The organism is Pseudonocardia zijingensis (assembly GCF_042657305.1).
Lineage (GTDB): Bacteria > Actinomycetota > Actinomycetes > Mycobacteriales > Pseudonocardiaceae > Pseudonocardia > Pseudonocardia zijingensis.
The window spans coordinates 231,657-256,003 of record NZ_JBHSKO010000006.1 but is presented as its reverse complement, the minus strand read 5'-3'; the positions used below and the strand labels follow the sequence as shown (position 1 = coordinate 256,003).

At 71.1% G+C, this 24,347-nt stretch carries 21 protein-coding genes; 7 read left to right on the top strand and 14 right to left on the bottom strand.

The annotated features are described in order from the left end of the window. Nucleotides 1-8: 8 nt before the first annotated feature. On the bottom strand, nucleotides 9-1,316 hold the full coding sequence (locus ACFPL3_RS15360; protein ID WP_343941677.1) for an NtaA/DmoA family FMN-dependent monooxygenase: 1,308 nt from the start codon (nucleotides 1,314-1,316) through the stop codon (nucleotides 9-11). Between the two features lie 179 nt (nucleotides 1,317-1,495). Here ACFPL3_RS15360 and ACFPL3_RS15355 point away from each other — a divergent pair, with 179 nt between their 5' ends. Then, nucleotides 1,496-3,268 (top strand): GntR family transcriptional regulator, encoded by a 1,773-nt coding sequence (locus tag ACFPL3_RS15355; RefSeq protein ID WP_343941678.1) that lies wholly within the window; start codon nucleotides 1,496-1,498, stop codon nucleotides 3,266-3,268. Nucleotides 3,269-3,707: 439 nt separating this feature from the next. Here the strand turns inward: ACFPL3_RS15355 and ACFPL3_RS15350 are convergent, their stop codons facing one another. The 4 genes from ACFPL3_RS15350 to ACFPL3_RS15335 form a co-directional block, all read right to left on the bottom strand. Continuing rightward, nucleotides 3,708-4,997 (bottom strand): SLC13 family permease, encoded by a 1,290-nt coding sequence (locus ACFPL3_RS15350; protein WP_343941679.1) that lies wholly within the window; start codon nucleotides 4,995-4,997, stop codon nucleotides 3,708-3,710. A gap of 75 nt (nucleotides 4,998-5,072) precedes the next feature. Continuing rightward, the gene (locus tag ACFPL3_RS15345; RefSeq protein ID WP_343941680.1) at nucleotides 5,073-6,419 is read right to left on the bottom strand and encodes an LLM class flavin-dependent oxidoreductase; all 1,347 of its coding nucleotides are present in this window, start codon (nucleotides 6,417-6,419) and stop codon (nucleotides 5,073-5,075) included. Continuing rightward, complete coding sequence (locus ACFPL3_RS15340) at nucleotides 6,416-7,351, bottom strand: HpcH/HpaI aldolase/citrate lyase family protein (RefSeq protein WP_343941681.1); 936 nt, start codon at nucleotides 7,349-7,351, stop codon at nucleotides 6,416-6,418. The genes ACFPL3_RS15345 and ACFPL3_RS15340 overlap by 4 nt, the downstream gene beginning before the upstream one ends. Continuing rightward, the gene (locus tag ACFPL3_RS15335; RefSeq protein ID WP_343941682.1) at nucleotides 7,351-8,547 is read right to left on the bottom strand and encodes a CaiB/BaiF CoA transferase family protein; all 1,197 of its coding nucleotides are present in this window, start codon (nucleotides 8,545-8,547) and stop codon (nucleotides 7,351-7,353) included. The genes ACFPL3_RS15340 and ACFPL3_RS15335 overlap by 1 nt, the downstream gene beginning before the upstream one ends. A gap of 255 nt (nucleotides 8,548-8,802) precedes the next feature. Here ACFPL3_RS15335 and ACFPL3_RS15330 point away from each other — a divergent pair, with 255 nt between their 5' ends. Beyond that, nucleotides 8,803-10,077 carry a bifunctional 3,4-dihydroxy-2-butanone-4-phosphate synthase/GTP cyclohydrolase II gene (locus ACFPL3_RS15330; RefSeq protein ID WP_343941683.1) on the top strand — a complete coding sequence of 425 codons (1,275 nt, stop codon included), beginning with the start codon at nucleotides 8,803-8,805 and terminating at the stop codon, nucleotides 10,075-10,077. Then, on the top strand, nucleotides 10,074-10,556 hold the full coding sequence (locus ACFPL3_RS15325) for a flavin reductase family protein (protein ID WP_343941684.1): 483 nt from the start codon (nucleotides 10,074-10,076) through the stop codon (nucleotides 10,554-10,556). Before ACFPL3_RS15330 ends, ACFPL3_RS15325 begins: the two co-directional genes overlap by 4 nt. A 4-nt stretch (nucleotides 10,557-10,560) precedes the next feature. Here ACFPL3_RS15325 and ACFPL3_RS15320 read toward each other — a convergent pair whose 3' ends face one another. Together ACFPL3_RS15320 and ACFPL3_RS15315 are read right to left on the bottom strand one after the other, a co-directional pair. Then, nucleotides 10,561-11,619 (bottom strand): LacI family DNA-binding transcriptional regulator, encoded by a 1,059-nt coding sequence (locus tag ACFPL3_RS15320; RefSeq protein WP_379589154.1) that lies wholly within the window; start codon nucleotides 11,617-11,619, stop codon nucleotides 10,561-10,563. A 66-nt stretch (nucleotides 11,620-11,685) separates the two neighbouring features. Beyond that, a complete protein-coding gene (locus ACFPL3_RS15315; RefSeq protein WP_343941870.1) occupies nucleotides 11,686-12,252 on the bottom strand; it encodes a helix-turn-helix domain-containing protein in 567 nt (188 codons plus the stop codon). A gap of 119 nt (nucleotides 12,253-12,371) precedes the next feature. Between ACFPL3_RS15315 and ACFPL3_RS15310 the strand changes: the two genes are divergently transcribed. After that, nucleotides 12,372-13,148, top strand: a complete 777-nt coding sequence (locus ACFPL3_RS15310; protein ID WP_343941686.1) for an SDR family NAD(P)-dependent oxidoreductase — start codon at nucleotides 12,372-12,374, stop codon at nucleotides 13,146-13,148. Nucleotides 13,149-13,321: 173 nt separating this feature from the next. On the opposite strand, the gene ACFPL3_RS15305 is transcribed toward ACFPL3_RS15310, so the two are convergent. Further along, nucleotides 13,322-15,637: a heavy metal translocating P-type ATPase gene (locus ACFPL3_RS15305; protein WP_343941687.1), complete on the bottom strand. Its 2,316-nt coding sequence runs from the start codon at nucleotides 15,635-15,637 to the stop codon at nucleotides 13,322-13,324. Between the two features lie 209 nt (nucleotides 15,638-15,846). Beyond that, the gene (locus ACFPL3_RS15300) at nucleotides 15,847-17,220 is read right to left on the bottom strand and encodes a phytoene desaturase family protein (RefSeq protein WP_343941688.1); all 1,374 of its coding nucleotides are present in this window, start codon (nucleotides 17,218-17,220) and stop codon (nucleotides 15,847-15,849) included. Nucleotides 17,221-17,298: 78 nt separating this feature from the next. Between ACFPL3_RS15300 and ACFPL3_RS15295 the strand changes: the two genes are divergently transcribed. From ACFPL3_RS15295 to ACFPL3_RS15285, 3 genes are all read left to right on the top strand, one after another. Beyond that, the gene (locus tag ACFPL3_RS15295) at nucleotides 17,299-17,793 is read left to right on the top strand and encodes a VOC family protein (protein WP_343941689.1); all 495 of its coding nucleotides are present in this window, start codon (nucleotides 17,299-17,301) and stop codon (nucleotides 17,791-17,793) included. An 85-nt stretch (nucleotides 17,794-17,878) separates the two neighbouring features. Continuing rightward, a complete protein-coding gene (locus ACFPL3_RS15290; RefSeq protein ID WP_343941690.1) occupies nucleotides 17,879-18,361 on the top strand; it encodes a carboxymuconolactone decarboxylase family protein in 483 nt (160 codons plus the stop codon). Beyond that, a complete protein-coding gene (locus ACFPL3_RS15285; protein WP_343941691.1) occupies nucleotides 18,354-19,952 on the top strand; it encodes a class I adenylate-forming enzyme family protein in 1,599 nt (532 codons plus the stop codon). Before ACFPL3_RS15290 ends, ACFPL3_RS15285 begins: the two co-directional genes overlap by 8 nt. 6 nt (nucleotides 19,953-19,958) lie before the next feature. Here the strand turns inward: ACFPL3_RS15285 and ACFPL3_RS15280 are convergent, their stop codons facing one another. The 5 genes from ACFPL3_RS15280 to ACFPL3_RS15260 all read right to left on the bottom strand — a co-directional run bounded on the left by ACFPL3_RS15280 (nucleotide 19,959) and on the right by ACFPL3_RS15260 (nucleotide 24,320). Then, nucleotides 19,959-20,618: a TetR/AcrR family transcriptional regulator gene (locus ACFPL3_RS15280; RefSeq protein ID WP_343941692.1), complete on the bottom strand. Its 660-nt coding sequence runs from the start codon at nucleotides 20,616-20,618 to the stop codon at nucleotides 19,959-19,961. Between the two features lie 89 nt (nucleotides 20,619-20,707). After that, a complete protein-coding gene (locus ACFPL3_RS15275) occupies nucleotides 20,708-22,279 on the bottom strand; it encodes an AMP-binding protein (RefSeq protein ID WP_343941693.1) in 1,572 nt (523 codons plus the stop codon). Nucleotides 22,280-22,292: 13 nt separating this feature from the next. Next, complete coding sequence (locus ACFPL3_RS15270) at nucleotides 22,293-22,703, bottom strand: nuclear transport factor 2 family protein (protein WP_343941694.1); 411 nt, start codon at nucleotides 22,701-22,703, stop codon at nucleotides 22,293-22,295. A gap of 107 nt (nucleotides 22,704-22,810) precedes the next feature. Further along, nucleotides 22,811-23,206 carry a nuclear transport factor 2 family protein gene (locus ACFPL3_RS15265; RefSeq protein ID WP_343941695.1) on the bottom strand — a complete coding sequence of 132 codons (396 nt, stop codon included), beginning with the start codon at nucleotides 23,204-23,206 and terminating at the stop codon, nucleotides 22,811-22,813. Beyond that, nucleotides 23,199-24,320 carry an LLM class flavin-dependent oxidoreductase gene (locus tag ACFPL3_RS15260; protein WP_343941696.1) on the bottom strand — a complete coding sequence of 374 codons (1,122 nt, stop codon included), beginning with the start codon at nucleotides 24,318-24,320 and terminating at the stop codon, nucleotides 23,199-23,201. The genes ACFPL3_RS15265 and ACFPL3_RS15260 overlap by 8 nt, the downstream gene beginning before the upstream one ends. Nucleotides 24,321-24,347 lie beyond the last annotated feature (27 nt).

Genomic DNA, 24,347 nt, shown 5'->3' with positions numbered 1-24,347 from the left:
GGGTCCCTCTAGAAGGCCAGGAGGTTCTCGCGGAAGGTGTCGAACTCGTACTCGGTCCGGGTCAGACCCAGCCGCTGGAGCTCGGGCACCAGTCCGTCGCAGATCTCGGTGACGTACCGCCGGGAGAAGTAGCTCTCGTTGAGCAGGAACCCGTCCCCGCCGACCTCCGCCATGAGCTCCCGCATCTCGGCGGCGACGCTCGAGGCCGTGCCGGTCAGCGGGACGCACTCGAGGTGGCGCTGGTAACGCAGCACGTCCCGGAGGACCTTGCCCTCCATCTGCGCGACGCTGGACTGGTGTCCGTTGGACTTCAGGGCGGGGAGCGGCTCGTCGAGCGCGAACTGCGAGAAGTCGATCCCCGAGGCGCGCGACAGCGCGGCGAGCCCGAACTCGACCTCGCTCTCCGCGAAGTCGTAGCGCGCCTGCCTGCGTTCCTGTGCCGCCTCCGGCGTCTCGTCGACGATCGGCGAGACCAGGAACAGGACTTTGATCGAGTCCGGGTCGCGACCGGCGGCGGCGGCCTGCGCGCGGACGTCCTCGCGGTAGGCCTTCATGGCGTCGACGCCGCGGGCCGAGCAGATGATCGTCTCAGCCCAGCGGGAGGCGAAGGCCCGGCCACGCCCGGACCCGCCGGCCTGGCAGATCACCGGTGCGCCCTGCGGCGACCGCGGCGCCGACAGCGGGCCGCGGGAACGGTAGTAGGTGCCCTCGTGGTTGAGCGGGTGGACCTTGTCGCCGTCGGCGAACACGCCCTTCTCCAGGTCCAGGACCACGGCGTCGTCGTCCCAGCTGCGCCAGAGCCCGTGCGCGACCTCGAGGAACTCGTCCGCCCGGTCGTAGCGCTCGTCGTGGGGGTACTGCCGGTCCCGGCCGTAGTTCTGGGCCCCGCCGTCGTTCGACCCGGTGACCACGTTCCACCCGGCCCGACCGTCGGAGACGTGGTCGAGCGCGTTCATCGCGCGGGCCAACATGAACGGGTGGTACTCGGTGGTCGAGCACGTGACGACGACGCCGAGCTTCTCGGTCGCCTGCACCAGGAACGGGGCCAGCACCATCGGGTCGAGCTTCGGGGTGTCGACCGAGTGCTGAAGGTATGCGTTGTGCGAGCCCTGGTAGGTGTACGGGACGTTCGACGAGTCCTCGATCATCAGGTAGTCGAAGCGAGCGCGCTCCATCGCCCGCGCCAGATCGACGGCGACGTCCGGCTTCGTGAACCGCGCCACCGCCGCTCGCGGACCGGCCCATCCGTGCTTCCAGGCCTTCGGGCCGAAGCCCTTGGAATAGAACCATCCCAGGTGGAATGGGGATGAACTCATACGGTCATCACCGGATCTTCGTCGGCGTTTGAAGGGACGACGAGAACCGTATGGAAGCTGTATTGCGAGGGCGTGACACCTGGGGTTAAGCCGGAATTACGCCGATGCCCAGTGGGCGCGCCGCACCCCAGCACGGCGACGAAAGCACAGCTCAGCAGGCATGCGCGGACCAATCTGGGATGCGCGGATCGCCGCCCGAGAGCCGGCATGAGCGAGCCACCCCAGTCGGCCGGAACCATTCCTGGCGGCCGGCGCACGCCGTTTTCCACCGATTCTCGCTGCCGCCTGCGCAGCTCGACCCGACCGGCGCAACTAGGTCGTTACGAACCGGTGACGGGGGCGGCACCTGCTCGTTCAACGATCTGTGCGTGCCGCAGTGCGGCGGCCCGTCGAGCATCCCGTCGGGTCAGGCTGGAGGACCTATGCACGCCGCGCAGGACGAACTCGAGTACCGCCGCGTGACGCGTGAGCGCGCCCTCCGGGATCACCGGGTGCGGCTGCGGTCGGTGACCAGCGCCCACGGCGCCCTGCGCTCCAGCCTCCGCACCGGCCTGATCGAGGCGGACGATCGGCTGGACGAGTCCACGCTGGTCAATCGGTTCTCGGTGAGCCGCAACGCCGTGCGCGCCGCGCTCACCCTCCTGGCGGACGAGGGGATCGTCTCGCGGTCACCACGCGCGGGGACCGTCGTCCGCTCGGACATCACTGACGTGGACATCGACAACGGAGTCGGCTGGCGGACCACGGGCGCGGAGTCGTACCACTGCGAGGTCCTGGAACGACGCTGGGTCGCCGCCACCCCGCTCACCCGCCGGTACCTGGCGGACGACGGGCCGCTGGTCCATCTCACGGAACTCGTGCTGGTTCGGCGCGGCGAGCCGACGATGCTCTACACCCGGTTCAGCCTGGCGGACGGCGCCGAGCGCGCTTTGGCGCTCACCTCGTCGGACACCCACTTCGACGAGGCGTTCACCCACGCCTACGGCAGCAGGCTGGGCGCGGTGAGTTGCTGGGTGGAGGCGGTGGAGGCGGACGAGAAGGTCGCCGCTCAGCTCCGGGTGCCGATCGGCACCGCGCTGCTCGTGAAGTCCCGGGTGTTGTGGAGCGCGGACGGCGTCCCCCGCGAGTACAGCGTTTCCCACTACCTCGCCGCGCGGATTGCGCTCAGCACCCGAACCCGCCGTGATCACACGTCCCGTCCGATGCCGGCGCGGGTGGTCGTCCCCCGAGCCCGCACCGAGGCCGATTCAGCGGAGCTCCCCCTCCGACAGTCCGCGACATCCGTTCACGGCGAGCTCCGGGCCGCACTGCGCAGTGGCCTCCTGCCCGTCCGAGCCCGGCTCGACGAGCAGGAGCTGGCAACGCGCTTCGGTGTCAGCCGCAACTCGATGCGCCGCGGGCTCGCCGCGCTCGCCAAGGAGGGTCTGGTGCGGCGCAACCGGCGGACGGGGACGATGGTGGAGCGGACGATCGCCGATCTCACCCTGGACAACGGGATCGGCTGGGACCCCGCGGAGACCGGGCGGTACCGGGCGGAACGACTCTCCGTGGCCACGGTGCCGACCCCGCCGTTCCTCGCCCGCATCCTGCGCACGGACGAACCGGCGATCAGGGTCGGCGAGTACCGGGTGTACCGCGACGGACACCCGTTCCTCGTGTACCTGCGCTACTCCCGCGCAGGCGTTCCCACCCGGCCGCTGAGCTGCGACTCTTCCGCCGATTTCGACGAGCTCTTCGCCCAGGCCCACGGATCCGAGGTGGAACGGATCGAGACGACCGTGCACGCGGTGCGCGCGCACGAACGCACCGGGCGACTGCTCCACGTGCCGCCCTCGACCCTCCTGCTGCTCAAGGAGCGGCTCCTGATCGACAGATCCGGCACGTCGTGCGAGTTCAGCCACACCTACTACGCCGCCGCCGGAGTGGCGCTGTCCACCCATTCCGTCGCGTGACGCTCGCCGCTGGGCCGGCGACTCCACCGACGCCAGCAACGCGCAGCGCCACCAGGAGGCTGTCTCTCCTGGAACGACAGTCGAAGGCCGGGGCTCCACGGCGATCAAGGGGCGATGGTCGCTCCTGAAGATCATCTAGCGACCATTTCCCCTTGATCGACGCCCCGGACCACCAAATTGGCCATTGCCAGGCCCATGATCGGGGAGTTGGCGCATTCCCGGGTCGATTTCGCCCGAGAATGCGCCAAACCCGTGATCATGCCCGCACTCCGGGACGCAGGCCGTAGCCTCCACGATGCAGCACGACCTGTCCGGTTGTGACGGGCTGCGGCGGAATCGGCCGGTCTCGGTGCGACAGGACGACAACATCGGTGGCTCTGGACACGACGGCTGATCGTCACAGGTGGGCCCCGCGCTCGACGACGATGACCGCCCCGGCTCACCCCGTACTGGGAAGCACCACCGCGAGCCAGAGCAGCACGGGCGCGAGCAGCACCACCCCACCGCCGTACACCAGCTGTGTGCGGTAGACGCGTTCGCGCGCGTCCTCCGTAGCGTTCGCGATCACGGCGGCGCCGTTGCCGGAGAACGGGCTGACGTCGACGATCGACGCCGCGATGGCGATCACGGCGACGACGGGGAGCACCGACAGGGTCGAGTTCTCCAGCAGTGGCACCGCCAGCGGGGTGAGCGCGGCGATCGTGCCCGCGGAGCTGGCGAACGCCGACACGATCCCGGCCACGTACGCGAGGAGCAGGACCGTGGCCACCGGGGCACCGATGGCGAGCGCGCTGTTGCCGAGCAGCTCGATCGCGCCGATCTGCTCGAGCACGCCCACATACGTGATCGTTCCGCCGACCAGGAGAACCAGGGTCCAGGGGACGTTGCGGAGGGCGGCGGCGTGCGGCTCGTGCCGGTGCAGCGCGAGCAGGGTGGCGAGGGTGATGGCGAGCAGGCCGACGTCGAGGTCCATGATCGCGCCGACGAACATGCCCGCGATGGCGAGCGAGGTCAGGACGATGTCGACGTTCAGGGCCGGCTTGGCGACGATCGCCGTGGCCGTCGCGGTCGCCGTGCCACCCGACGGCGGCGGGAGCTCGCCGCCGTCCTCCCCGCTCCCCTGCTCCACCCTGCGCAGGCGCAGGCCGCCGTAGACGACGAAGACCGCGATCGCGGGGAGCAGGCTCGCCGTGAACGCGAGGGCGAACAGGCCCCACGGATCGCTGGGCAGGCCGCTCTTGTTCAGGACCCCGGCGACGGTGACCCCGTAGACGCTGATCGGCGACAGCGACCCGGCCGCCGCGCCGTGCACGACCAGGATCCCCATCATCGGTTGCGGGATCCGGTGCCTGGCCGCGAACGCGAGCGCGATCGGAGCGACGATCGGCGGGGAGAAGACGGCTCCGATCGCGGACAGGAGCGCCGTGAGCGCGAACATGATCCAGGGGATGAGCACGGTGCGCCCACCGATCATCTGGATCGCGCTCGCGATCAACCAGTCGATCGTGCCGTTGGCGCGGGCGACGTTGAACAGGTACGTGACGCCGACCAGGATCAGCATCAGGTCCACGGGGAAGCCGCTGACGGCGTCGTCGGAGGACAGGCCTGCCACGAGGATGCCGATGACGAACGTCGCGGCGAGGGCGATCGCACCGAGGTTGATGGGACGGGCGGTGCCGAGGACGAAGGCCCCGGCGAGGACGACGAGCGCGACGATCTGCAGGGTCATCGGGAGCTGCACCTCACGGTTGGTTCTGAACGACGGTGTCCAGCCGGCCGGATCAGCAGGCGGAAGCGGCGTGTGTCACGACCGCCCGGGTCGGGGGATGCCGAGGTGGTCGCGCAGGGTCCGGCCCGTGTAGTCGCGCCGGAACAGGCCGCGCTCCTGCAGGACCGGCACGACCATGCGGACGAACTCCTCGAACGCACCGGGCAGGTGGGTGGCGGCGAGGACGAAGCCGTCGCACCCGCGGGCCTCGAACCACTCCTGCATCTGGTCGGCCACCCGCTCCGGGGTGCCGATGAACCGGGGGCCTTGCAGCAGCGTGGCGCGGTGCGCCGCGAGATCGCGCACGGTGACCTCGCGGTCGAGGTGCCGGCGCACCCCCTCGGCCAGACCGCGGATGCCGGAGCTGGCGCCCATCATCTCCTCGGTGACCGGGTCGTCGAGGTCGTGGCGGGAGAAGTCGTAGTTGAGCACCTCGGACAGCAGCGCCAGCGAGGCGAGGGGGTGGACGTAGGCCTCGAGGAACAGGCGTTCCTTCTCCTCGGCGATCGCCTGGGTCTCACCGACCACGGCGTAGGCCATCGGGAGGATCTTGACCTCGTCGGGGTTGCGGCCCGCCGCGGCGATGCGGTCCTTCTGGTCGCGGTAGTGCTGCTGGGCCACCGCGAGCCCCGGATCCGCCGTGAAGATCATGTCCGCCCACTCGGAGGCGAACTCGCGTCCGCGCCCCGACGAACCTGCCTGCAGGATGGCCGGCCTGCCCTGGGGCGACCGCGGGACGGTGAGCGGGCCCCGCACGCGGAACCACTTGCCCGCGTGGCCGATCTCGCGGACCTGGCTCGGGTCGGCGAACTCCCCGCTCTCGCGGTCCATGATCAGAGCGTCGTCGCCCCAGGAGTCCCACAGGGCCGTGACGGCCTCGAGGAACTCGTGGGCGCGGTCGTAGCGCTCGTCGTGGCCGAGGTGGTTCTCGACCCCGAAGTTCTGAGCCTCCGAGTCGTTCACCGAGGTGACGACGTTCCATGCAGCGCGCCCGCCGGAGAGGTGGTCGAGGGTGGCGAAGGTGCGGGCCACGTGGAAGGGCTCGTAGTAGGTGGTGGAGTAGGTGGCGCCGACCCCGATCCGGCTGGTGGCGCCGATGATCCCGCCGAGCACCGCGGTGAGGTCGAGCTTGACCGGCCGCGCGCCGTAGCGCACCGCGTCGGCGACCGAGTTGCGGTACACACCGGGCATCGCGAGCCGGTCGTCGAAGAAGACGCAGTCGAACCTGCCCTGCTCCAGGGTGCGCGCGATGTGCTGGTAGTAGTCCATGGACAGGAACGACAGGTCGGCCGACGGATAGCGCCACGAGCCGGAGTAGACGGTGACGTTCCCGGCCTGCATGAAGCCGACGAGCGTCATCTGACGCTGCTGCACGGTGGTCATCGTTCGGTCCTCTCCGCGGTCTCGCCCGACGCGCCGATGAGCGCTGCGATGCGCGTGACGGTGTCGGCGTGACGCAGGTGAGCGGCGTCGACGAGCATCCCGTTCACGCTGGTGGCGCCGCGTCCACCGGCCTCGGCGGCGCGGTAGGCGGCGACGACGTCCTCGGCGTGGGCGATCTCCTCGGGCGTGGGGGCGAAGGCGGTGTTCGCGATGTCGACCTGGCTGGGGTGGATGGCCCACTTGCCGGTGTAGCCCATGGCGCCGGCGCGGTCGCAGGCCGTGCGATAGGCGTCGGGGTCCCGGAAGTTGGGGAAGGGGGCGTCGACGGCGTCGATCCCGGCGGCGCGGGCCGCCACGACCACGCGGGCTCGCGCGTAGTGCCACATGTCGCCCGGGTAGGCGACGACCGGGTCGAAGTTGGTGTCGACGCGGGCACCCTGTGACGCGGAGAAGTCCCCGACCCCGAAGATGACCGCTTCGAGGCGGTCGCTGGCCCGCGCGATCTCGTCGACGTTCTGCAGGCCTTCGACCTCCTCGATGAGTACTTCCAGGCCGATCCGCTTCGTCAGGCCGAGGGTGTCCTCGAGCTGGGTGAGCAGCACGTCCACCCACCACACGTCCCTGGCCCGGCGCACCTTCGGCACGATGATCACGTCGAGGGCCTCGCGGGCGCCGGTGACGACCTCGATGACGTCGCCGTGCGCCCAGCGGGTGTCCACGCCGTTCATCCGGATCGCCCGCGTGGTGCGGCCCCAGTCCAGATCACGCAGTGCGGCGGCCGCCTTGCCGCGCGCGGACTCGCGTTCGGCGGGGGCGCAGGCGTCCTCGAGGTCGAGGAAGACCAGGTCGGCCCCCGAGGCCGCGGCCTTGGCGAACATCCACTCGTTGCTCGCGGGCGTCGCGAGCTCGGATCGGCGCGCTCGCAGCGCCATCAGATCACCCCGTCCTCGTGCAGTTGCCTGCGCCGGCCGTCGTCGAGCCCCAGCAGGCCGCCGTAGATCTCGTCGTTGTGCTCCCCGAGGGCGGGCCCGAGGTGCTCCACGCGGCCCGGTGTGGCCGAGAGCCGGGGCACCGGTGCCTGCACCCGCATCGCGCCGAGCTCGGAGTCGGCGACGCTGGGGTGGACACCGCGGGCCTGCAGCTGGGGATCGGCCAGCAGTTGCTCCGCGTCGTAGACCGGGGCCGCGGCCACCTCGGCCTGCTCGAACACCGCCATCGCGTCGGCGAGCGTGCGCTCCCCGATCCACGCGGCCATGATCGCGTCGATCTCCGCGGCGTTGCGCAGCCGCTGCTGGGCCTCGGCGAACCGCGGGTCCTCGGTGAGTTCCGGCCGGCCGACGGCGCGCAGCGCGCGCATCGCGACGGTCGGGGCGCTGCCGGACATCGCCAGCCAGTGCCCGTCCTTGGTGCGGTACGTGTTGCGCGGCGCGCTGATGTCCCACCGGTTCCCCGTGCGCCCGGTGACGGTGCCCAGCTGGTCGTAGGTGAGGACCGGTTGCTCGATGAGCCGCGCCAGCGGCTCGATCAGGTTGATGTCGATCAGCTGGCCGGCGCCGGAACGCACGTCCCGGTGGTACAGCGCCATCATCACCGCGTACGTCGCGTTCAGCGCCGCCACGCCGTCCGCGAGCATGAACGACGGCAGCGTCGGCGGCCCGTCCGGATGGCCGGTGATGTGCGCGAACCCGCTCATCGCCTCGCCCAGCGTGCCGAAGCCCGGCCGGTCGCTCTTCGGGCCACCCGCCCCGAATCCGGTGACGTGCACCATCACGAGCCCGGGGTTGTCCGCGGAAAGACTCGGATAGTCCAGCCCCCAACGCTCCATGGTGGACGGCCGCAGATTCATGACCAGCACATCTGCGCGTGCCGCCAGCTCCCGCAGCATTTCCCGACCGGTCTCGGTACGCAGGTTCAACGTGACCGACTTCTTGTTGCGGCCGAGGCTTTTCCACATCAATCCGACGCCGTCCTTCTGGGCGCCCCACTGCCGCAGCGGATCCCCGCCGTCGGGTTGCTCGACCTTGATCACCTCGGCTCCGAACTCACCGAGCCAGGTGGCGACCAGCGGGCCTGCCGCGAGCGTCGCGGCGTCCAGCACCCTGATCCCGGTGAGAGCCTGTTCCGGCATGAATGTCCTTCCCGCCTCGCAGCGCCGCACGGAAACATTTTCCCCGTGCGGATGTAAAGGCTTACATGGACGTCACTCCATGCAACACCACGACCCGCCGACCCGTCAAGAGATGACCTGAATCCCGCCCGTGACTTGACGGATCCGCGCAGGTCTTGTTCCATTGAGAACTGCACGTGCAAACGTTTACAAGACCATGTGCAATTCTTTTCATTCCCCGTGCCCGGCCCGGCCGGCGCGCAGGAGGGCGATCCGTTGACGAACCGACACGAGCCGGCCGACCCCGCGCGGGTTCCGGTCGAGACAGCCCTCGAGGAGCTGCGCCGGGGGCGCATGGTCCTCGTGATCGACGACGAGGACCGGGAGAACGAAGGTGATCTCGTCGTCGCGGCACAGCACGCGGACGAGGCGGCGCTGGCGTTCATGATCCGCCACACGAGCGGGCTGATCTGCGTGGCCATGGAGGCGCGCCGGGCCGGCGAGCTCCGTCTCCCACCCATGGTCCACGAGGCCGACGACCCGCACGGCACCGCCTTCACGGTGTCGGTCGACCTCAAGGGCGCGACGAGCACCGGCGTGTCCGCGAGCGATCGCGCATCGACGATCAACGCTCTGGCCGATCCGCGCACCCGGCCCGACCAGCTGTCCCGCCCCGGACACGTGTTCCCGCTCGTCGCACGCGACGGCGGGGTGCTGCGCCGCGCGGGCCACACCGAGAGCGCCGTGGACCTCTGCCGGCTGGCCGGGCTCGAACCGGTCGGTGTCCTCGCCGAGGTCACGAAGGACGACGGGAGCATGGCCCGTCGGGCCGACCTGGCCGCGTTCGCCGCCGAACACCGGCTCGTCTCGGTCACGGTCGCCGAACTCGTCCGCTACCGGCGCCTCACCGAGACCCTCGTGCGCCGCGAGGCGTCCGGCCGCGTCCCCAGCGCGCACGGCGAGTTCACCGCGATCACCTACCGCACCACCATCGACGGGCAGGAGCACGTCGCGCTCGTCCTCGGCGACGTCGACCAGGAGCGGAGGCCAGGAAGCGAAAGGTCGCCGGTGCTCGTGCGGGTGCACTCCGAGTGCCTCACGGGTGACGTCTTCGGGTCCCGGCGCTGTGACTGCGGCGACCAGCTCGAGCTGGCCGTGCGCCAGATCGGCGAGGCCGGGCGCGGCGTGATCGTCTACCTGCGTGGCCACGAGGGCCGTGGGATCGGCCTGTCCCACAAGCTGCACGCGTACACGCTCCAGGACGACGGACTCGACACCGTCGATGCCAACCTCGCCCAGGGCCTCCCCGTCGACAGCCGCGAGTACGGCATCGGGGCGCAGATCCTGCGCGACCTCGGCGTCCGCGACATCGCGCTCCTGACCAACAACCCGGCCAAGTACCGGGGCCTCGCCGGCCACGGCGTGCGGATCTCCGCCCGGATTCCGCTGGTCACGGCCCCGAACCCGGACAACGTCGCCTACCTCGCCACCAAGAGCCGCCGCCTGGGCCACGCCCTCGGGACGGCCCCCGTGAGCGCGAGCTCGTCATGACCGCAGCGCTGTTCAAGGACGCGATGGCCGCGTTCCCGAGCGGGATCACGATCGTGACCACGGTGGACGACGAAGGCCGGTGGTGGGGGTTCACCGCGACGTCGTTCTGCTCGGTCTCGATGGACCCGCCCCTGGTGCTCGTCTGCCTCGCCCGCACGGCCGAGTGCCACCCCGTGTTCACCCGCGCACCTCGCTGGGTCGTGCACGTGATCCGGCCCGAGCACGCCGACCTCGCACTCCGGTTCGCCACCCGTGGTGCCGACAAGTTCGCCGCGGCGGGTTTCCGCGCCGACGAGCACGGCCTTCCGGTGCTCGGCAATGCCTGCGTGACGCTCGACTGCACCGCGCACCAGCGGCTCGACGGCGGTGATCACACGATCCTGCTCGGGCGGGTGGAGCACACCCGTCTGGGAGACGCCGAGCCGGCGGTCTACTTCCGCCGCCGCTTCCACACCCTCACCTCGTCGGACCGGCCCTGAACGGTCAGCCCTGCCGCGCCGCCAGGGGCGCGGTCGACCCACCGATGTGGAGCTCGGCGGGCACGAGCTGCACGTCATCGGCGCCGGCCCCGTCCCCGGCCCGCGTCGACTGCCGACCCTCCAGCCGGCTGATCAGCAGCCGCGCCGCCCGGCGGGCGAGGTCCTCGTAGGAGACGGTGATCCGGCTCAGGGGTGGGTCGCTCAGCGCGAACCAGCTCGGGTCGCCGTAGACCACCAGCGACAGCTCGGAGGGCACCTGGATCCGGCGCTCGCGCACCTCCTGCGCAGCGCCGATCGACAACGCCCCGCCCCCGACGATCAGGGCGGTGGGAGGCCGGTCGAGGTCGAGCAGCTCCGCCGCGCCGCGCTGACCGTTGCTCTTCGTGGGCTCGAGCAGCCGCATCGGCAACCCGTCCAGGTCGAGCCCGGCCAGCTCCACGCCGCGGCGGAGCCCACGCAGCCGCACCGGCCCGTTCGACAGCTTCTCCGTGGTGCCGAGGTAGCCGATCCTCGTGTGCCCGAGCGCGGCGAGGTGCAGCACGGCCTCGGCCATCGCGTGCTCGTCGGCGCTGAAGACGCCCGGCGCGTCGATCCCGCACGCGCGGTGGAACTCGACCACCGGCAGCGCGGACAGGAGCTGCTTGCTCGCGTCGAGGATGTGGGTGCTCGGAGCGATGATCATGCCTGCCACCCGGCTCGCCACCAGCTCCTTGAGCTGCTGAAGCTCTCGCTCCGGGTCGTTCTCGGTGATGGTCAGGATCATCTGCGTGCCATCGGCCGAGAGCAGGCGCGCGCACTCGGCGACGACGGCGGAGTACGCCGGGGTGTCGACGTACGGGATGACGCATCCGACGAAGGCGCGGCTCACGTTCGCCGAGAGCGCGCGGGCCAGCCGGTTCGCCACGTAGCCCCGCGCCTCGGCGTGATCACGGATCCGCTGCGCGAGCTCCGGACGCACCGACGGGCTGCCGTTCAGCGCCCGGGACACGGTGGCCGTGGACACGCCCAGTTCCTGGGCCAGTTCGACCACTCCGACCTTCGCCGCTCGCCTCCGCGTTCCCATGGCGCCCCCGTCAGATGTAAACGATTACACACATCGTAAACACAACAGACGGCCGTGTGGCAATGCTCAACTCGTGCGCGCAGCCGGGACGGCGCGGAGATGGGCACGCTCGCCCTGGCGGCCGAAGAGCGTGAGCACCTCCACGGGGTGCTCGTCGGCGTTGCCGAACCAGTGCGGGGTGCGGGTGTCGAACTCGGCCGCCTCGCCCGGCCCCATGGTCAGGTCGTTGTCGCCCAGCACGAGGCGCAGGCGCCCGTCGAGGACGTACAGCCATTCGTAGCCCTCGTGGCTGGACGGTTCGGGCTCCCGGGGGCGCTGCCGCGGCGAGATGATCAATTTGTACGCCTGGATGCTCCCGGCACGGCGGGTCAGCGGCAGCAGGGTCATGCCGTTGCGGGTGACGGGCTTCAGGTGCAGCCGCGGGTCGCCGGTCTGGGGCGCTCCGATCAGCTCGTCGACGGCGACGCGCAGCTCACGCGCCAGGGGCAGCAGCAGCTCCAGGGTCGGGCGCCGCTGACCGGACTCCAGGCGCGAGAGCGTGCTGATGGAGATGCCCGTCGCCGCGGCGAGGTCGGTCAGCGTGATGCCGCGGTGGGTCCGCAGACCCCGGAGCCGGGGACCCACGGCAGCCATCGTCGCCGCGGTGTCGTCGTCCACGCGTCCACTTTGCCACCGCGGCAAGGATCTTTGCGACGAGGCGAGAGCTCCCGGACCGTGGCGGCAGACGCGCCGCCGACCCGGAGAACACACCCATGAACTCGGACCTCGCCCACCGCACCGCCCTGGTCACCGGCGCCACCGCCGGCATCGGCCGCGCCACCGCCCTGGCTCTCGCCGAACGCGGCGCCGACGTCATCGTCCACGGCCGCGACGCCGAGCGGGCCGCCGGCACCGTCGCCCGCATCACCGCCCTCGGCGGCACCGCCCGCTTCGAGCCCGCCGACCTGAGCGACCCCGCCGACGTGACCCGCCTGGCCGAGCGGGCAGGAGACGTCGACATCCTCGTCAACAACGCCGGGATCTTCCGCTTCGCCCGCACCGCCGACACCGACCAGGCCACGTTCGACGCGCACGTCGACGTCAACCTGCGTGCGCCCTACCTGCTGGTGCAGGCCCTGACTCCCGGCATGGCGCAGCGGGGCCGAGGCGCAATCGTCAGCATCAGCAGCGGCGCGGCCACCACACCCGGCACGGGCACCGGCATCTACGGCGCCACCAAGGCGGCGCTGGAGTCGCTCACCCGCGTGTGGGCCGCCGAGTTCGGCCCCGCAGGCGTCCGCGTGAACGCCGTGGCCGCCGGACCCACCCGCACCGAAGGCACCGCGGCCTACGGCGATGCCTTCGAGGCTGCAGGCAAGTCCGTCGCGCTGCAGCGCCTGGCGAGCGCCGACGAGATCGCCGCCGCCGTCGTCTTCCTCTGTTCGGAGGCGGCCGGCTACGTCAACGGCCACACCCTCGCCGCGCTGGGTGGGATGCCGGCACTCGGCCAGGGCTCCCCGGACGGGCGAAGCCCGGCTGGGACCGCCTGATCGCGGCCGCGGCGGAGCATGATCGTTGCGAGGTCCCGCTGGCGCCACCGAGGGCACATTGGGGGCGGAAGGGTGAACCCATCGGACGAACGGCACCTTCGTACCGCTCTATCGGACGAGAGTGCCATTCGTACGTCAGCTGGAGGTCGGGGCCCCGCGGCGGTCGGGCGTGGTCACCGCGGGCCGACCGGCTGGAGGACGGGGGTGGCGGGTGTCGGGGTGGGCTCTGCCGGCTCGGGCAGGGGCAGGCGTTTGAGCAGCAGGGCGTTGACCGCGACGAGCAGGCTCGATCCCGACATCGACAGCGCGGCGATCTCGGGGCGCAGCATCAGCCCGAACGCCGGCTCGAAGACACCGGCGGCGATGGGGAGCGCCACCGCGTTGTAGCCGATCGCCCATCCGAGGTTCTGCCGCATCTTGCGCAGGGTCCCGCGGCCGATCCGCAGCGCCACGGGGACGTCCAGCGGGTCGGAGCGCATGAGCACGACGTCCGCGGTCTCGATCGCGACGTCGGTGCCGGCGCCGATGGCCATCCCGAGGTCGGCCTGGGCCAGCGCGGGTGCGTCGTTCACCCCGTCCCCGACCATCGCCACGCGCTTCCCGGCCCGCTGCAGCTCGGCGATCTTCGCGGCCTTGTCGCCGGGGAGCACGTCGGCGATCACGGTGTCGATGCCGAGCTGCCCGGCGATGCGCCGCGCGGTGGCCTCGTTGTCGCCGCTCAACATCACCACCTCGACGCCGGACTCGTGCAGGGACGCCACCGCCGCCGCGGCGGTCTCCCGCGGCGCGTCGGCCAGCGCGATCACCCCGGCCCCGCGCCCGTCGACGGCGACCAGGACGGCGGTCCGGCCGGTGGCGGCGAGCTCGTCGCGCCGCTGCACGAGCGGGCCGAACGAGACCTGCTCCACGGCCATCAGCTTGCGGTTGCCGACGACGACGCGCCGCCCGTCCACGTCGGCGGAGGCGCCGTGCCCCGGGACATTGCGGAACCCGGTCGGGGCCACGGCGTCGACGTCGCGTTCGGCGGCGTACCGGACGATCGCGGCGGCCAGCGGGTGTTCGGACTCCCGCTCCACCGCCGCGACGAGAGCCAGCAGCTCGTTCTCGGGCATCCCGTCGACGACGACGTCGGTGACCTCGGGGGTGCCCTTGGTGAGGGTCCCGGTCTTGTCCATCACCACGGTGTCGATCCGCGCCGCGGTCTCCAGCGCGGTGGCGTTCTTGAACAACACGCCCCGTTTGGCGCCCAACCCGGTGCCCACCATGATCGCGGTCGGGGTGGCGAGACCGAGCGCATCCGGGCACGTGATCACCACGACGGTGATGGCGAACAGCAACGCCACCGTGAGCGGCTCCCCGGAGAACAGGGCCCACGCGGCGAACGTGGCGCCACCGCCGAGCAGCGCGACGAGCACCAGCCAGAACGCGGCCCGGTCGGCCAGCCGCTGCCCGGGCGCCTTCGAGTTCTGCGCCTCCTGCACCAGCGCCACGATCTGCGCCAGCGCGGTGTCCGCGCCGACCTTGGTGGCGCGCACCCGCAGCGTGCCGGTGGTGTTGATCGAGGCCCCGATGACCTCCGCGCCCGGGGCCTTGGACACCGGGAGGCTCTCCCCCGTCACCATCGACTCGTCGACCTCGGAGACGCCCTCGGCCACCACCCCGTCCACCGGGATCTTCGCCCCCGGCCGGATCAGCAACAGGTCCCCGACCACCACGTCGGCGGTGGGGACCTCCACCTCGTGGCCGTCGCGCAGCACCACCGCCACCGGCGGCGCCAGCTCCAGGAGGGTGCGGATGGCGTCGTTGGCCCCGCCCCGGGCGCGCATCTCGAACCAGTGCCCGAGCAGCACGAACGCCGCCAGCACCGCGGCGGCCTCGTAGAACACCTCGCCGCCCCCGGCGAGGGTCACCCCGACGCTGTAGAGCCATCCGGCGCCGATCGCCACCGCGACCAGCACCATCATGTCCAGCGTCCGCGCCCGCAACGCCCGGTACGCGCCGTCGAAGAAGATCCACGACGAGTAGCCGATCACCGGCAGGCTCAGCAGCAGCGAGAACACGTCGTCTCGCAACCCGAACGGCGCCGGGACGGTGAACCCCAGCACCTCGCGGCCGATCGGGGACCACAACAGGATCGGCACCGACAGCACCGCGGCCACCAGGAACCGGTTGCGCATGTCCCGGGCCATCGCGTCCATCGACATCCCGGCGTGGCCGCCGTGGCCCGTTCCCTCGTGAGACGGGTGGTCAGCGGCGTGGCCGCCGGGGTGCGGCTCCATCATCGGATCGCACACGTGCTCCGGCACCGAGAGCCCCTCGCAGTGGTAGCCGCAGTCCCGGACCCACGCCGCGAGCTCGGACACCGAGGTCTGCGTGGGGTCGTAGGTCACGGTGGCGGTCTGGGCGACCGGGTTCATCTCGACCCCCCGCACCCCGGGGCGCCGCGTCAGCGCGGCCTCGACCACGGCCTTCGAGCTGGCCCGCAGCATCCCCGACGCCTCGAGGACCGTCGTCGCGGGTGTGGGAGCTTCTCGCGAGCGATGCGACATGCCGACCACTCCCCGTCCCTCCGGCGCCGGCGACCCTGCGCGGCGTTCTCCGTCGAGGGTAGGGGCTTCGGCAGGCACCCGGCGGGCTCTTCGCCGCGGGCATGGAGTCGTTACCGCACGTCAGCGGGGTACGAGGAGATCGGCGTCCGTCAGTAGCGCACCGTGTCGGCGAAGAACGGCACCCGCGCGCCGAGCACGGCCTCGGCCGTGGTGATGCCGGAGCGGACGGCCTTGTCGATGCCGATCCCGCGGGCCCGCACGGTGTCGCCGGTGAGGAACAGGCCGTCGATCTCGCGGACCCGCGTGTCGGGCCGGACCGCGCCGACGAGCCCCGGCTTGTTGACCACCCCGTAGGTGGTGACGAGGTGCTTCTTCGTCCACAGCGCACCTCTGGCAGCCGGCATCATCTCCTCGACGTCGAGCCAGAACTCGTGGAACTTGCGGTCCAGCCAGGCCTTGTCCCCGTAGTGCTCGGTGGCGTCGAACGCGGCACCGACGCACGTGAGGTACTCCCCCGGCGGGGAGACGCCGGGGTCGTAGCCGGTGAAGTTGAGGGTGAAGCCGCCGAGCCCGGCGCGCGGGGTGGCCTGGAAACTCGCCATCTCCAGCGGAGACATCGCGATCACCGGCTCCTTCGCGGCGATCCAGTACCCCAGCCAGCACCCCCGGTTGCGGTTGTTCGCGAGCATGCGCACGCGCTGCAGCAGGTTGTGCGGCAGCACGCCGTCGTCGAAGAGCCGCGCGAGGTTCCACACCGGCGCGTTGACGACCACCGCGTCCGCCTCGAGCACCTCGCCGTCGTCGGATCCCGGACGTTCCGGATCGCGCAGGCGCACGCCGGTGACCGCACCGTCCCCGACCAGCACCCGCTGCACCGTGGTCGATCGGCGCAGCTCCACGCCCCGGGCGACGAGCGCGGCGCCCAGCTCGTCCCACAACGTCGCCCAGCCGCCCATCGGCCAGTACGAGTAGCCCGCGGTGCGCTTGCGCTCGTAGTGCATCTTGCGGACGTACAGGTTCTCCGAGGCGGAGTGGTCGTACCACTTGTCGGTGATCTGCTCGAGGATCGAGATGGCCTCCCACACCGTGTACACGCCCTCGTCGGAGGTGTACTGGGCCATCCACTCCCGCAGCGGCAGGTGGTCGAGCTCGTCGAGGTCGGCGTAGTCGGTGTCGGTGAGGGCCTGGATGCAGCGCTTCAGCCCGGCCTTGGACACGCCGCCATAGAGCTCCTGGATGGGCCTCCACCGGTCCCGGTCCCAGAACGGCATCGAGTCGCTGCGCGCGCTGTGCGTCATCGGGATCCCGACCAGCTCGCACAGCCGGGTGAGGCTGTCCCCGGGGTCGACGATCAGGTGCGACCCGAGCCCGATCTGGTGCCCGCGGTAGCGGTACTCCATCGAGCGCCCGCCGAGGTAGCCGTGCTTCTCCACCAGGGCGACCCGCTTGCCCTGCTCGGCGAGGGTCAGCGCGGTGGTCAACCCGGCCGCCCCTGCCCCCACCACGACCGCGTCGTATCGCATCGATCCCCGCTCCGGTCCGCCACAGGAGTACCCCATCACCTTTACATACCGACCGTTTGGTGGCTAGCGTGGCTGCCGATGGTTGACATGACAAACGCCTTCCACGCGGGGTTCGTCGTGCCCGATCTCGTCTCGACGATCGACTCCTACCGCGCGGTCCTGTCGACGGACTGGACCCCGATCCAGACGACCGACCTCGCCCTCCGCGGCCCGGACGGTCCGTTCTCGGTGACGATGCGGATGGCCTTCAGCACGGACGGCCCCGTCCGCATCGAGCTGATCGAACCGATCGACGGCACACCGTGGGAGCAGCCGTGCCATCCGGCGCTCGGCGCCATGTCCGTCCACCACATCGCGTTCTGGTGCGACGACCTGGCCGAGGCGTCGACGCAGATGGCGGAGCTCGGCGCCCGGCTGCTGGTGACCCTCGACAACGGGCAGGACGACGGCGTCTCCGGCTTCACCTACCACCGGATGCCGGACGGCGCGATCGTGGAGCTCGTCGACTCGCGCAGCAGGCGGGCGTTCGAGCGCTGGTTCGCCGGAGGACCGTTCCCCGCACAACGCCGGTGACCACGCAGCTCGCGGGAAGCCTACCAAACGGACGATTGACAGGTGGCCACACCGAGATACGGTGATCGCCGACGAAGGAGGATCGATGGCCAGAGTCGCCCCGCTCCCGGTCGACCCCGCGGGAAACGCGGTCACCAACAGCGTGCTCGCGCGCGTGCTCGGCCGGCGCCCCGAGATCCTCGCGGCGTTCGGCCGGCTCGACGCCGCCGCACGCTTCCACGGCCTGCTCAGCCCCGCCCTCAAGGAGTCGCTGCGCCGGGCCACCGCGGGCGAGATCGGGTGCGCCTACTGCGAGTCGCTCGGCACGGGGACGCCGGAGCCCGCAGATCGACGCGAGTCCCTCGCCGTCGCCTTCGCGAAGATGATCGCCGAGGACCCCGCGGGCATCAGCGACGCCCAGTTCGACGTCCTGCGCGAGGAGTTCACCGAGGAGGAGATCGTCGAGCTCGTCGCGTTCGTCTGCTTCGTCGGGATCGCCGGGCAGATGTTCGGGGCCGTCATGGGTCTCGAGGCCGCCGACCCCGAGGAGGCCGCCGCCTACCAGGCGGTGCTCGAGCGCCGTGGCTAGGTGGATCGAGGCCACCACGCTGGGCGACCTGCTCGACCGGCGGGCCACCGAACGCCCCGACGCCGACGCCGTCGTCTTCCCGGACGCCAGGGCGTCCTACGCCGAGCTCGCGGCGCGCGCCCAGCGGTTCGCCCGCCGGCTGGCCGGGTTCGGCGTCGGCCCCGGCGATCGGGTGGGGATCCTGCTCCCCGCCTCCGTCGACCTGCTCGCCGCCCTCTTCGGCGCGGTGAAGCTCGGGGCGATCGCGGTGCCGGTGAACGCGCGGTTCAAGAACGTGGAGCTCGCCCAGATCGTGACGCACTCGGGGATGCGGGTGCTCGTGACCGACACGGCGTCCGCCCCGCTCCTGCACGAGACGTTCCCCGACGAGGCCGACGCACCGGAACTGCGGCACGTCGTGCTCGTCGATGACGACGGCGACGACCCGGGCACGCCGGAGGCCACCGACGCCGAGGTGTGGGCCGCCCAGGAGTCGGTGCGGGTGCGGGACACCGCCGTGATCGTCTACACCTCCGGCACCACGGCCGCCCCGAAGGGCGCGATGCTCAGCCACGAGGCGCTGTACCGGCTCGCCACGGGCATCGGGGACCGGATGCGGATCACCCCGGACGACCGCGTGTGGACCGCGATCCCGCTGTTCCACGGCGGCGGCATCACGTTCGCGCTGAGCTGCGTCGCGGCGGGCGCCCCGTTCGTGCACGCCGGGTTCTTCGACCCGGGCACCACCCTGGAGTACCTGCGCGACGAGCGGGTGACGATCGCGCTGGCCGCGTTCGAGACGATCTGGATGCCGGTGCTCAACCGGCCCGACTTCGCGAGCTTCGACCTCTCGGGGATCCGCGTGGTGATGGCGGTCGGTGTCCCCGAGCGCCTGCGCGACATGGCCTCCCGGCTGCCGCACGCCGTGCACGTGTCGTGCGTGGCGATGACCGAGTCGTCGGCGTTCCTGACCCTCAACCGGCTCGACGATCCCTTCGAGGCCCGCGTCACCTCCGGCGGGCACCCGATGCCAGGCATGCGGTGCCGGGTGGTCGACCCGCAGACCGGCGCCGACGTGGAGCCCGGCACCCCCGGCGAGCTGCTGTTCCGCGGCCCGAACGCGTTCGACGGCTACTTCCGCGACCCCGAGCGCACCGCCGAGGTGTTCGACGCCGACGGCTGGTTCCACAGCGGGGACCTCGTCGTCGCCGACCCGGAGGGCAGGCTGACGTTCCTGTCCCGGCTGAAGGACATGCTGAAGGTGGGCGGCGAGAACGTGGCCGCGGCCGAGGTCGAGGGGTATCTGCTCACCTACCCCGCCGTCGACGTCGTGGCCGTGGTGGGTGCGCCCGACGCCTACTACGTCGAGGTGCCGGCTGCGTTCGTCCAGCTCGCGCCCGGCGCCACGGCCACGGAGGAGGAGCTGATCGAGTTCTGCCTCGGCCGGATCGCGACGTACCGGGTGCCGCGCTACGTCCGGTTCGTCGACGCCGGCGAGTGGCCCATGTCCGGCACGAAGATCAAGAAGTACGTGCTGCGGGAACGGATCGCCGCCGAGCTCGAGGCGGCGGGGATCACCGAGGCCCCGCGTTTCGCGAGCCGCCGGTCGTAGCCGGGGTCAGGCCTGCCCGGCGACCCGCGCGGACAGGACCTTCTCGCTGGCGATCCCGCGGATCACCATCTCCGCCATCTGGGCACCGATCTTCTCCGGGGTGAACTCACCGCCCGGGCGGAACCAGCGGTAGACCCAGTTCGTGGCCCCCAGCACCGACAACGCCGCCAGCCGCGGGTCGACGTCGGCCCGGACCAGCCCCTCCTTCTGCGCGAGCTCGATCAGCCCGCGGAAGACCCCCTGGTAGGCGTGCTCGCTCCCCAGCACCTCCTGCCGGCGCTCCGGGGGGAGCGCCGACAGCTCGTGCAGGAACACCGTGGTGGGCACCAGGTTGCGGCAGGTGTGCTCGACGTGCCCCACGATCACGTTCTCGAGCCGCTGCAGCGGGTCGCCCTCCGTGTCGGCGCGAGCCTGGATCACCGAGAGCCCCTCCCGGTGCACGGCGCTGATCACGTCGAACAGGAGGTCTTCCTTGGACTGGATGTAGTAGTACAGGCTGCCCTTGAGCATCCCGAGCCGGTCGGCGATGTCCTGCAGCGAGGCCGCCTCGTAGCCCTTCTCGTAGAAGACCTGGGTGGCGACCTCGATCAGCTCCGCCCAGCGCTCCTCGCGCGGCTTGCGCTCCCCACCCGTACGCCGCGCGCTCCGCCCAGCCGGCTGCCGCACCCGGATCGCCCCCTGCCCCTCACAATGATGATCGTTCTACTCTACCGTTTGGTAGGCAGCCCGATCGGCAGCCCACACGGCCGTGCTGCTCAGACGCTGCGCCCGTGATCGGCCCAGTACGGCTCGCGCAGCGCACGCTTGAGGATCTTGCCCGTCGGCGCCTTCGGGAGCGCGTCGACGAACTCCACCGACCGCGGCTTCTGGTAGGAGGCGAGCCGGCTCTTCGCCGTCTCGATGATCTCGGCGTCGGTGGCCGTCTCACCCGGCTTGAGCACGACGAACGCCTTGACGCTCTCGCCCCACTCGTCGTCGGGCACGCCGATCACGGCGCACTCGAGCACCGACGGGTGCGCGTTCACCGCCTCCTCGACCTGGACCGAGTAGATGTTCTCGCCGCCCGAGATGATCATGTCCTTGGCGCGGTCGACGATGAACACGTACGAGTCGGCGTCCCAGGTGGCGATGTCGCCGGTCCACATCCAGCCGTCGCGGATCGTCTGCGCGGTGAGGTCGGGCCGGTTGAGGTACCCGAGCATGTTCGCCTCGGAGCGGACGATCACCTGCCCGGCCGTCTTCCCGTCCTTGGGCACCGGGACGCCGTCGGGGTCGACGACCCGCACCGTGGTGACGAAACCCTCCCGGCCGCAGGAGCGCAGGCGCTCCGGGTGGATGCCCCGCACCGCATCGGCGTGATCCTCCTGGGAGAGGAAGCACATCGTGGTGCCCTCGGTCTGCCCGTAGCCCTGGATGAGCGTGCACGGGAAGTTGTCCAGCGCCGCCTTCACCACCGACGAGGGCATCGGGCCGCCGCCGTACTGGATGTTGCGCAGGCTCGACAGGTCGAACTGCGAGAAGCCGGGGACGGCCATCATCCAGTTCAGCATCGTGGTGATCCCGAGGAACGCCGACACCCGCTCGACCTCGATGATCTCGCACGCCGTCCTGGCCTCGAAGTTCATCAGCACCAGCGGGCAGCCGTGGCGCATGTAGTTCATCGAGAGCACGACCGGGATGTGGTACATCTGCCCGGTCAGCATGTAGACGTCGGTGGGCACGATCCGCTCGGCCACGGTCTGGTTCCACATGCCGAACGCGGCGCTCTTGTGCGAGTGCAGCGCGCCCTTCGACTCACCGGTGGTGCCGCCGGTGTAGAGGATGAAGAACGGGTCGTCGTCGCCGACGTGGCTCGACCACTCCGGCTCGTCGGAGCTGCTGCGCGCGACGAGGTCCTCGTAGGTGCCGTCGCCGCCCTCGCCGTACTGCAGCCAGTGCGGGACGTCGACCGCGGCCTGCAGCTCCTTCGCGGTGTCGAGCCACTCGTCGGACGTCACCAGCGCCTTCGGCGCGGCGTCGCCGACGATGCGGGCCAGCTCCGACGTGCCCAACCGCCAGTTCAACGGCTGCGCGACGAGCCCGGCCCGGCCCGCGGCGTAGTACAGCTCCTGGTACTCGATCGCGTTCTTGGACAGGATCGCGACCCGGTCCCCCTGCGCCAGGCCGAGCCCGCCGTCCCCGGTGCCGCGCAGCCCGTTCGCCAGCCTGCGCACGCGCTCGTCCAGCGTGCGCCAGTTCATCCGCCGCCCCGACGTGGCGTCCACGATGGCGTCCCGCTCGGGCGTGAGCGTGGCCCACTTCGCGGGGATCCGGCCGATGTTGACCATGTCGACCTTCCGATCAGTAGGGGAGGTCCAGGTAGATGTGCCGCCGGGAGATCTGCCAGCGGCCGTCGCGCTTGACCAGCTCGTCGCTGTACCAGCCGGACGAGAGCACCCGCAGGGCACCGTTCTCGACCGAGAGCAGGGTGAGGTTGCTGGTGGTGGAGGCCGCCTCAGCGGTCTCCTTGTGGACCACCAGGTTGCTGATGTTGTGCCGGCGCTGGTCGGTCTGCCCCGCGAGCGAGTCGGCGTGCAGCTTGCGGATGGCCTCCCGCCCCTCGAACGGGCCGATCGTGTCGCCGTCCCGCCCGATCTGCATGGTCATCGTCGCCGTCTCCGCGAACTGCTCCGCGATCAGATCGACGTCGTTCTCGTCGTACCCCCAGGCCGCCAGACCCAGGACGTTCTCGATCTCCGCACGTGCAGTCACGACGGCTCCTCCTTTGGAACATGCGCCTAACGGCCGTTTGGTAGTGGTGAGACTAGCACCACACCTCGTGACCAACAAGGCCGCTCACCAGCGGCGCAGCGCCCGCCTCATCCGCGGATCTGGCGCGCCAGCGCGCGCGTGTCGTACCAGGTGGCGACCTTGGTGATGCGGCCGTCGCGCAGGTCGAACACGTCCAACGCGTCGAAGACGATCGGCCGCCCCGTGCGGAGGCGTCCGGTGAACCGGATCTCGCAGACGATCGCCTCGTCGCCCTCGATCCAGCGGGTGACCGCGTCGTCGTGCGCGGAGTACGCCGCCAGCACCCGGGGGAGGTGGGCCAGGGCCGCGGCGCGGCCGACGACCGGCTCCGCGCCCACCGTGTGGATCTCGACGTCCGGTGCGAACACCGCGCCCAGTGCGGCGAACCGGTCGGAGTTGATCGCCGCGAAGTAGCCCTCCACCGCCTGCCGCCCGGCCGTGAGAGCGGTCGCCGGTTCAGCCATCGAGCAGCCCCTTGAGCTCGTTCATCGCCTGGAACGACCACTTCGCCAGCGACGGGTCGCCGAACGCGGTGATGTTCCACATCACCAGGTGACGCAGCCCGTTCTCGCGGTACTCGGCCAGCTCCTCGGCGACCTGGGCGGGCGTCCCGCAGAACGCGTAGTGCCGCACCACCTGCGGCGGGATCGCCTCGATGATCCGCAGCGACTCGGCGCGCTCGACGGTGGTCGGGATGAAGTCGTGGAAACCCGAGCCGTGCGGGCCGCCCTCCAGCGGCGGCTCGACACCGAGGTCGCGGAACACCTGCGAGGGCAGCAGCACGCACAGCGCGCGCACGAGGGGCGCCTCGGTGAGGCGGCGGACCGTCTCCTCGTCCGGCCCCATGAGGATGTAGCCGAGCATGCCGGGCGTGATGCCTGCCGGATCCCGATCGGCGTCCTGGGCCGCCTGCTCGATCACGGTGAGCGACTTGCCGTAGTCGACCGCGGTCATCTTCGTCGGCAGCCAGCCGTCGGCCTTCGTGCCGGTGAGGCGCAGCATCCGCGGCCCGTGCGCGGCCGTCCAGATCTCCGGCGGGCGCTCGCGGTAGGGAGACAGGCCGAGCACCGCCTTGTCCAGGGTGTGGAACGTGCCCCGGTAGTCGACGGGCCCGTCGGCCTCCCACAACAGGCGCATGACGTCGATGCCCTCGGACAGGCGCGCGACGGGCTTCTCGAACGACATCCCGTACGGCGTGACGTTGAGCTTCTCGCCGCTGCCCAGGCCGATGATCGCCCGACCCTTCGTGACGTGGTCGAGGGTGAGCGCGCTCGCGGCCGCCATCGCCGGGTTGCGCCGGATCAGGTCGGTGACGACCACGCCGACCTTGACCCGCTCGGTCTGCGCGCCGACCACGCCCATCATGATCAGCGGGTCGAAGTAGGTGTGCGGGTTGTCCTGCACCCGGGCCAGCGGGGTGAGGTCGGGCGTCCACATCGTGTCGGCGTGCCACCCCATGAGGTGGTCCGGCCACCACACGGCGTCGAACCCGTCGGCCTCCGCGCGCTGCGCGAACCGCACGGCCGCGTCGGCGGGCGGCATGATCTGCCCGGGGACGCCCAGTTCCAAGCGCTCCATCAGTAGGAACCCATCGTCGACAAGCGG

Bases quoted from the DNA above. Each gene is read 5' to 3' on its own strand.
- ACFPL3_RS15360 (WP_343941677.1), bottom strand. From the start codon at position 1,316: ATGAGTTCATCCCCATTCCACCTGGGATGGTTCTATTCCAAGGGCTTC.
- ACFPL3_RS15355 (WP_343941678.1), top strand. From the start codon at position 1,496: ATGCGCGGATCGCCGCCCGAGAGCCGGCATGAGCGAGCCACCCCAGTC.
- ACFPL3_RS15350 (WP_343941679.1), bottom strand. From the start codon at position 4,997: ATGACCCTGCAGATCGTCGCGCTCGTCGTCCTCGCCGGGGCCTTCGTC.
- ACFPL3_RS15345 (WP_343941680.1), bottom strand. From the start codon at position 6,419: ATGACCACCGTGCAGCAGCGTCAGATGACGCTCGTCGGCTTCATGCAG.
- ACFPL3_RS15340 (WP_343941681.1), bottom strand. From the start codon at position 7,351: ATGGCGCTGCGAGCGCGCCGATCCGAGCTCGCGACGCCCGCGAGCAAC.
- ACFPL3_RS15335 (WP_343941682.1), bottom strand. From the start codon at position 8,547: ATGCCGGAACAGGCTCTCACCGGGATCAGGGTGCTGGACGCCGCGACG.
- ACFPL3_RS15325 (WP_343941684.1), top strand. From the start codon at position 10,074: ATGACCGCAGCGCTGTTCAAGGACGCGATGGCCGCGTTCCCGAGCGGG.
- ACFPL3_RS15320 (WP_379589154.1), bottom strand. From the start codon at position 11,619: ATGGGAACGCGGAGGCGAGCGGCGAAGGTCGGAGTGGTCGAACTGGCC.
- ACFPL3_RS15315 (WP_343941870.1), bottom strand. From the start codon at position 12,252: ATGGCTGCCGTGGGTCCCCGGCTCCGGGGTCTGCGGACCCACCGCGGC.
- ACFPL3_RS15310 (WP_343941686.1), top strand. From the start codon at position 12,372: ATGAACTCGGACCTCGCCCACCGCACCGCCCTGGTCACCGGCGCCACC.
- ACFPL3_RS15305 (WP_343941687.1), bottom strand. From the start codon at position 15,637: ATGCTGCGGGCCAGCTCGAAGGCCGTGGTCGAGGCCGCGCTGACGCGG.
- ACFPL3_RS15300 (WP_343941688.1), bottom strand. From the start codon at position 17,220: ATGCGATACGACGCGGTCGTGGTGGGGGCAGGGGCGGCCGGGTTGACC.
- ACFPL3_RS15295 (WP_343941689.1), top strand. From the start codon at position 17,299: ATGGTTGACATGACAAACGCCTTCCACGCGGGGTTCGTCGTGCCCGAT.
- ACFPL3_RS15290 (WP_343941690.1), top strand. From the start codon at position 17,879: ATGGCCAGAGTCGCCCCGCTCCCGGTCGACCCCGCGGGAAACGCGGTC.
- ACFPL3_RS15275 (WP_343941693.1), bottom strand. From the start codon at position 22,279: ATGGTCAACATCGGCCGGATCCCCGCGAAGTGGGCCACGCTCACGCCC.
- ACFPL3_RS15265 (WP_343941695.1), bottom strand. From the start codon at position 23,206: ATGGCTGAACCGGCGACCGCTCTCACGGCCGGGCGGCAGGCGGTGGAG.
- ACFPL3_RS15260 (WP_343941696.1), bottom strand. From the start codon at position 24,320: ATGGAGCGCTTGGAACTGGGCGTCCCCGGGCAGATCATGCCGCCCGCC.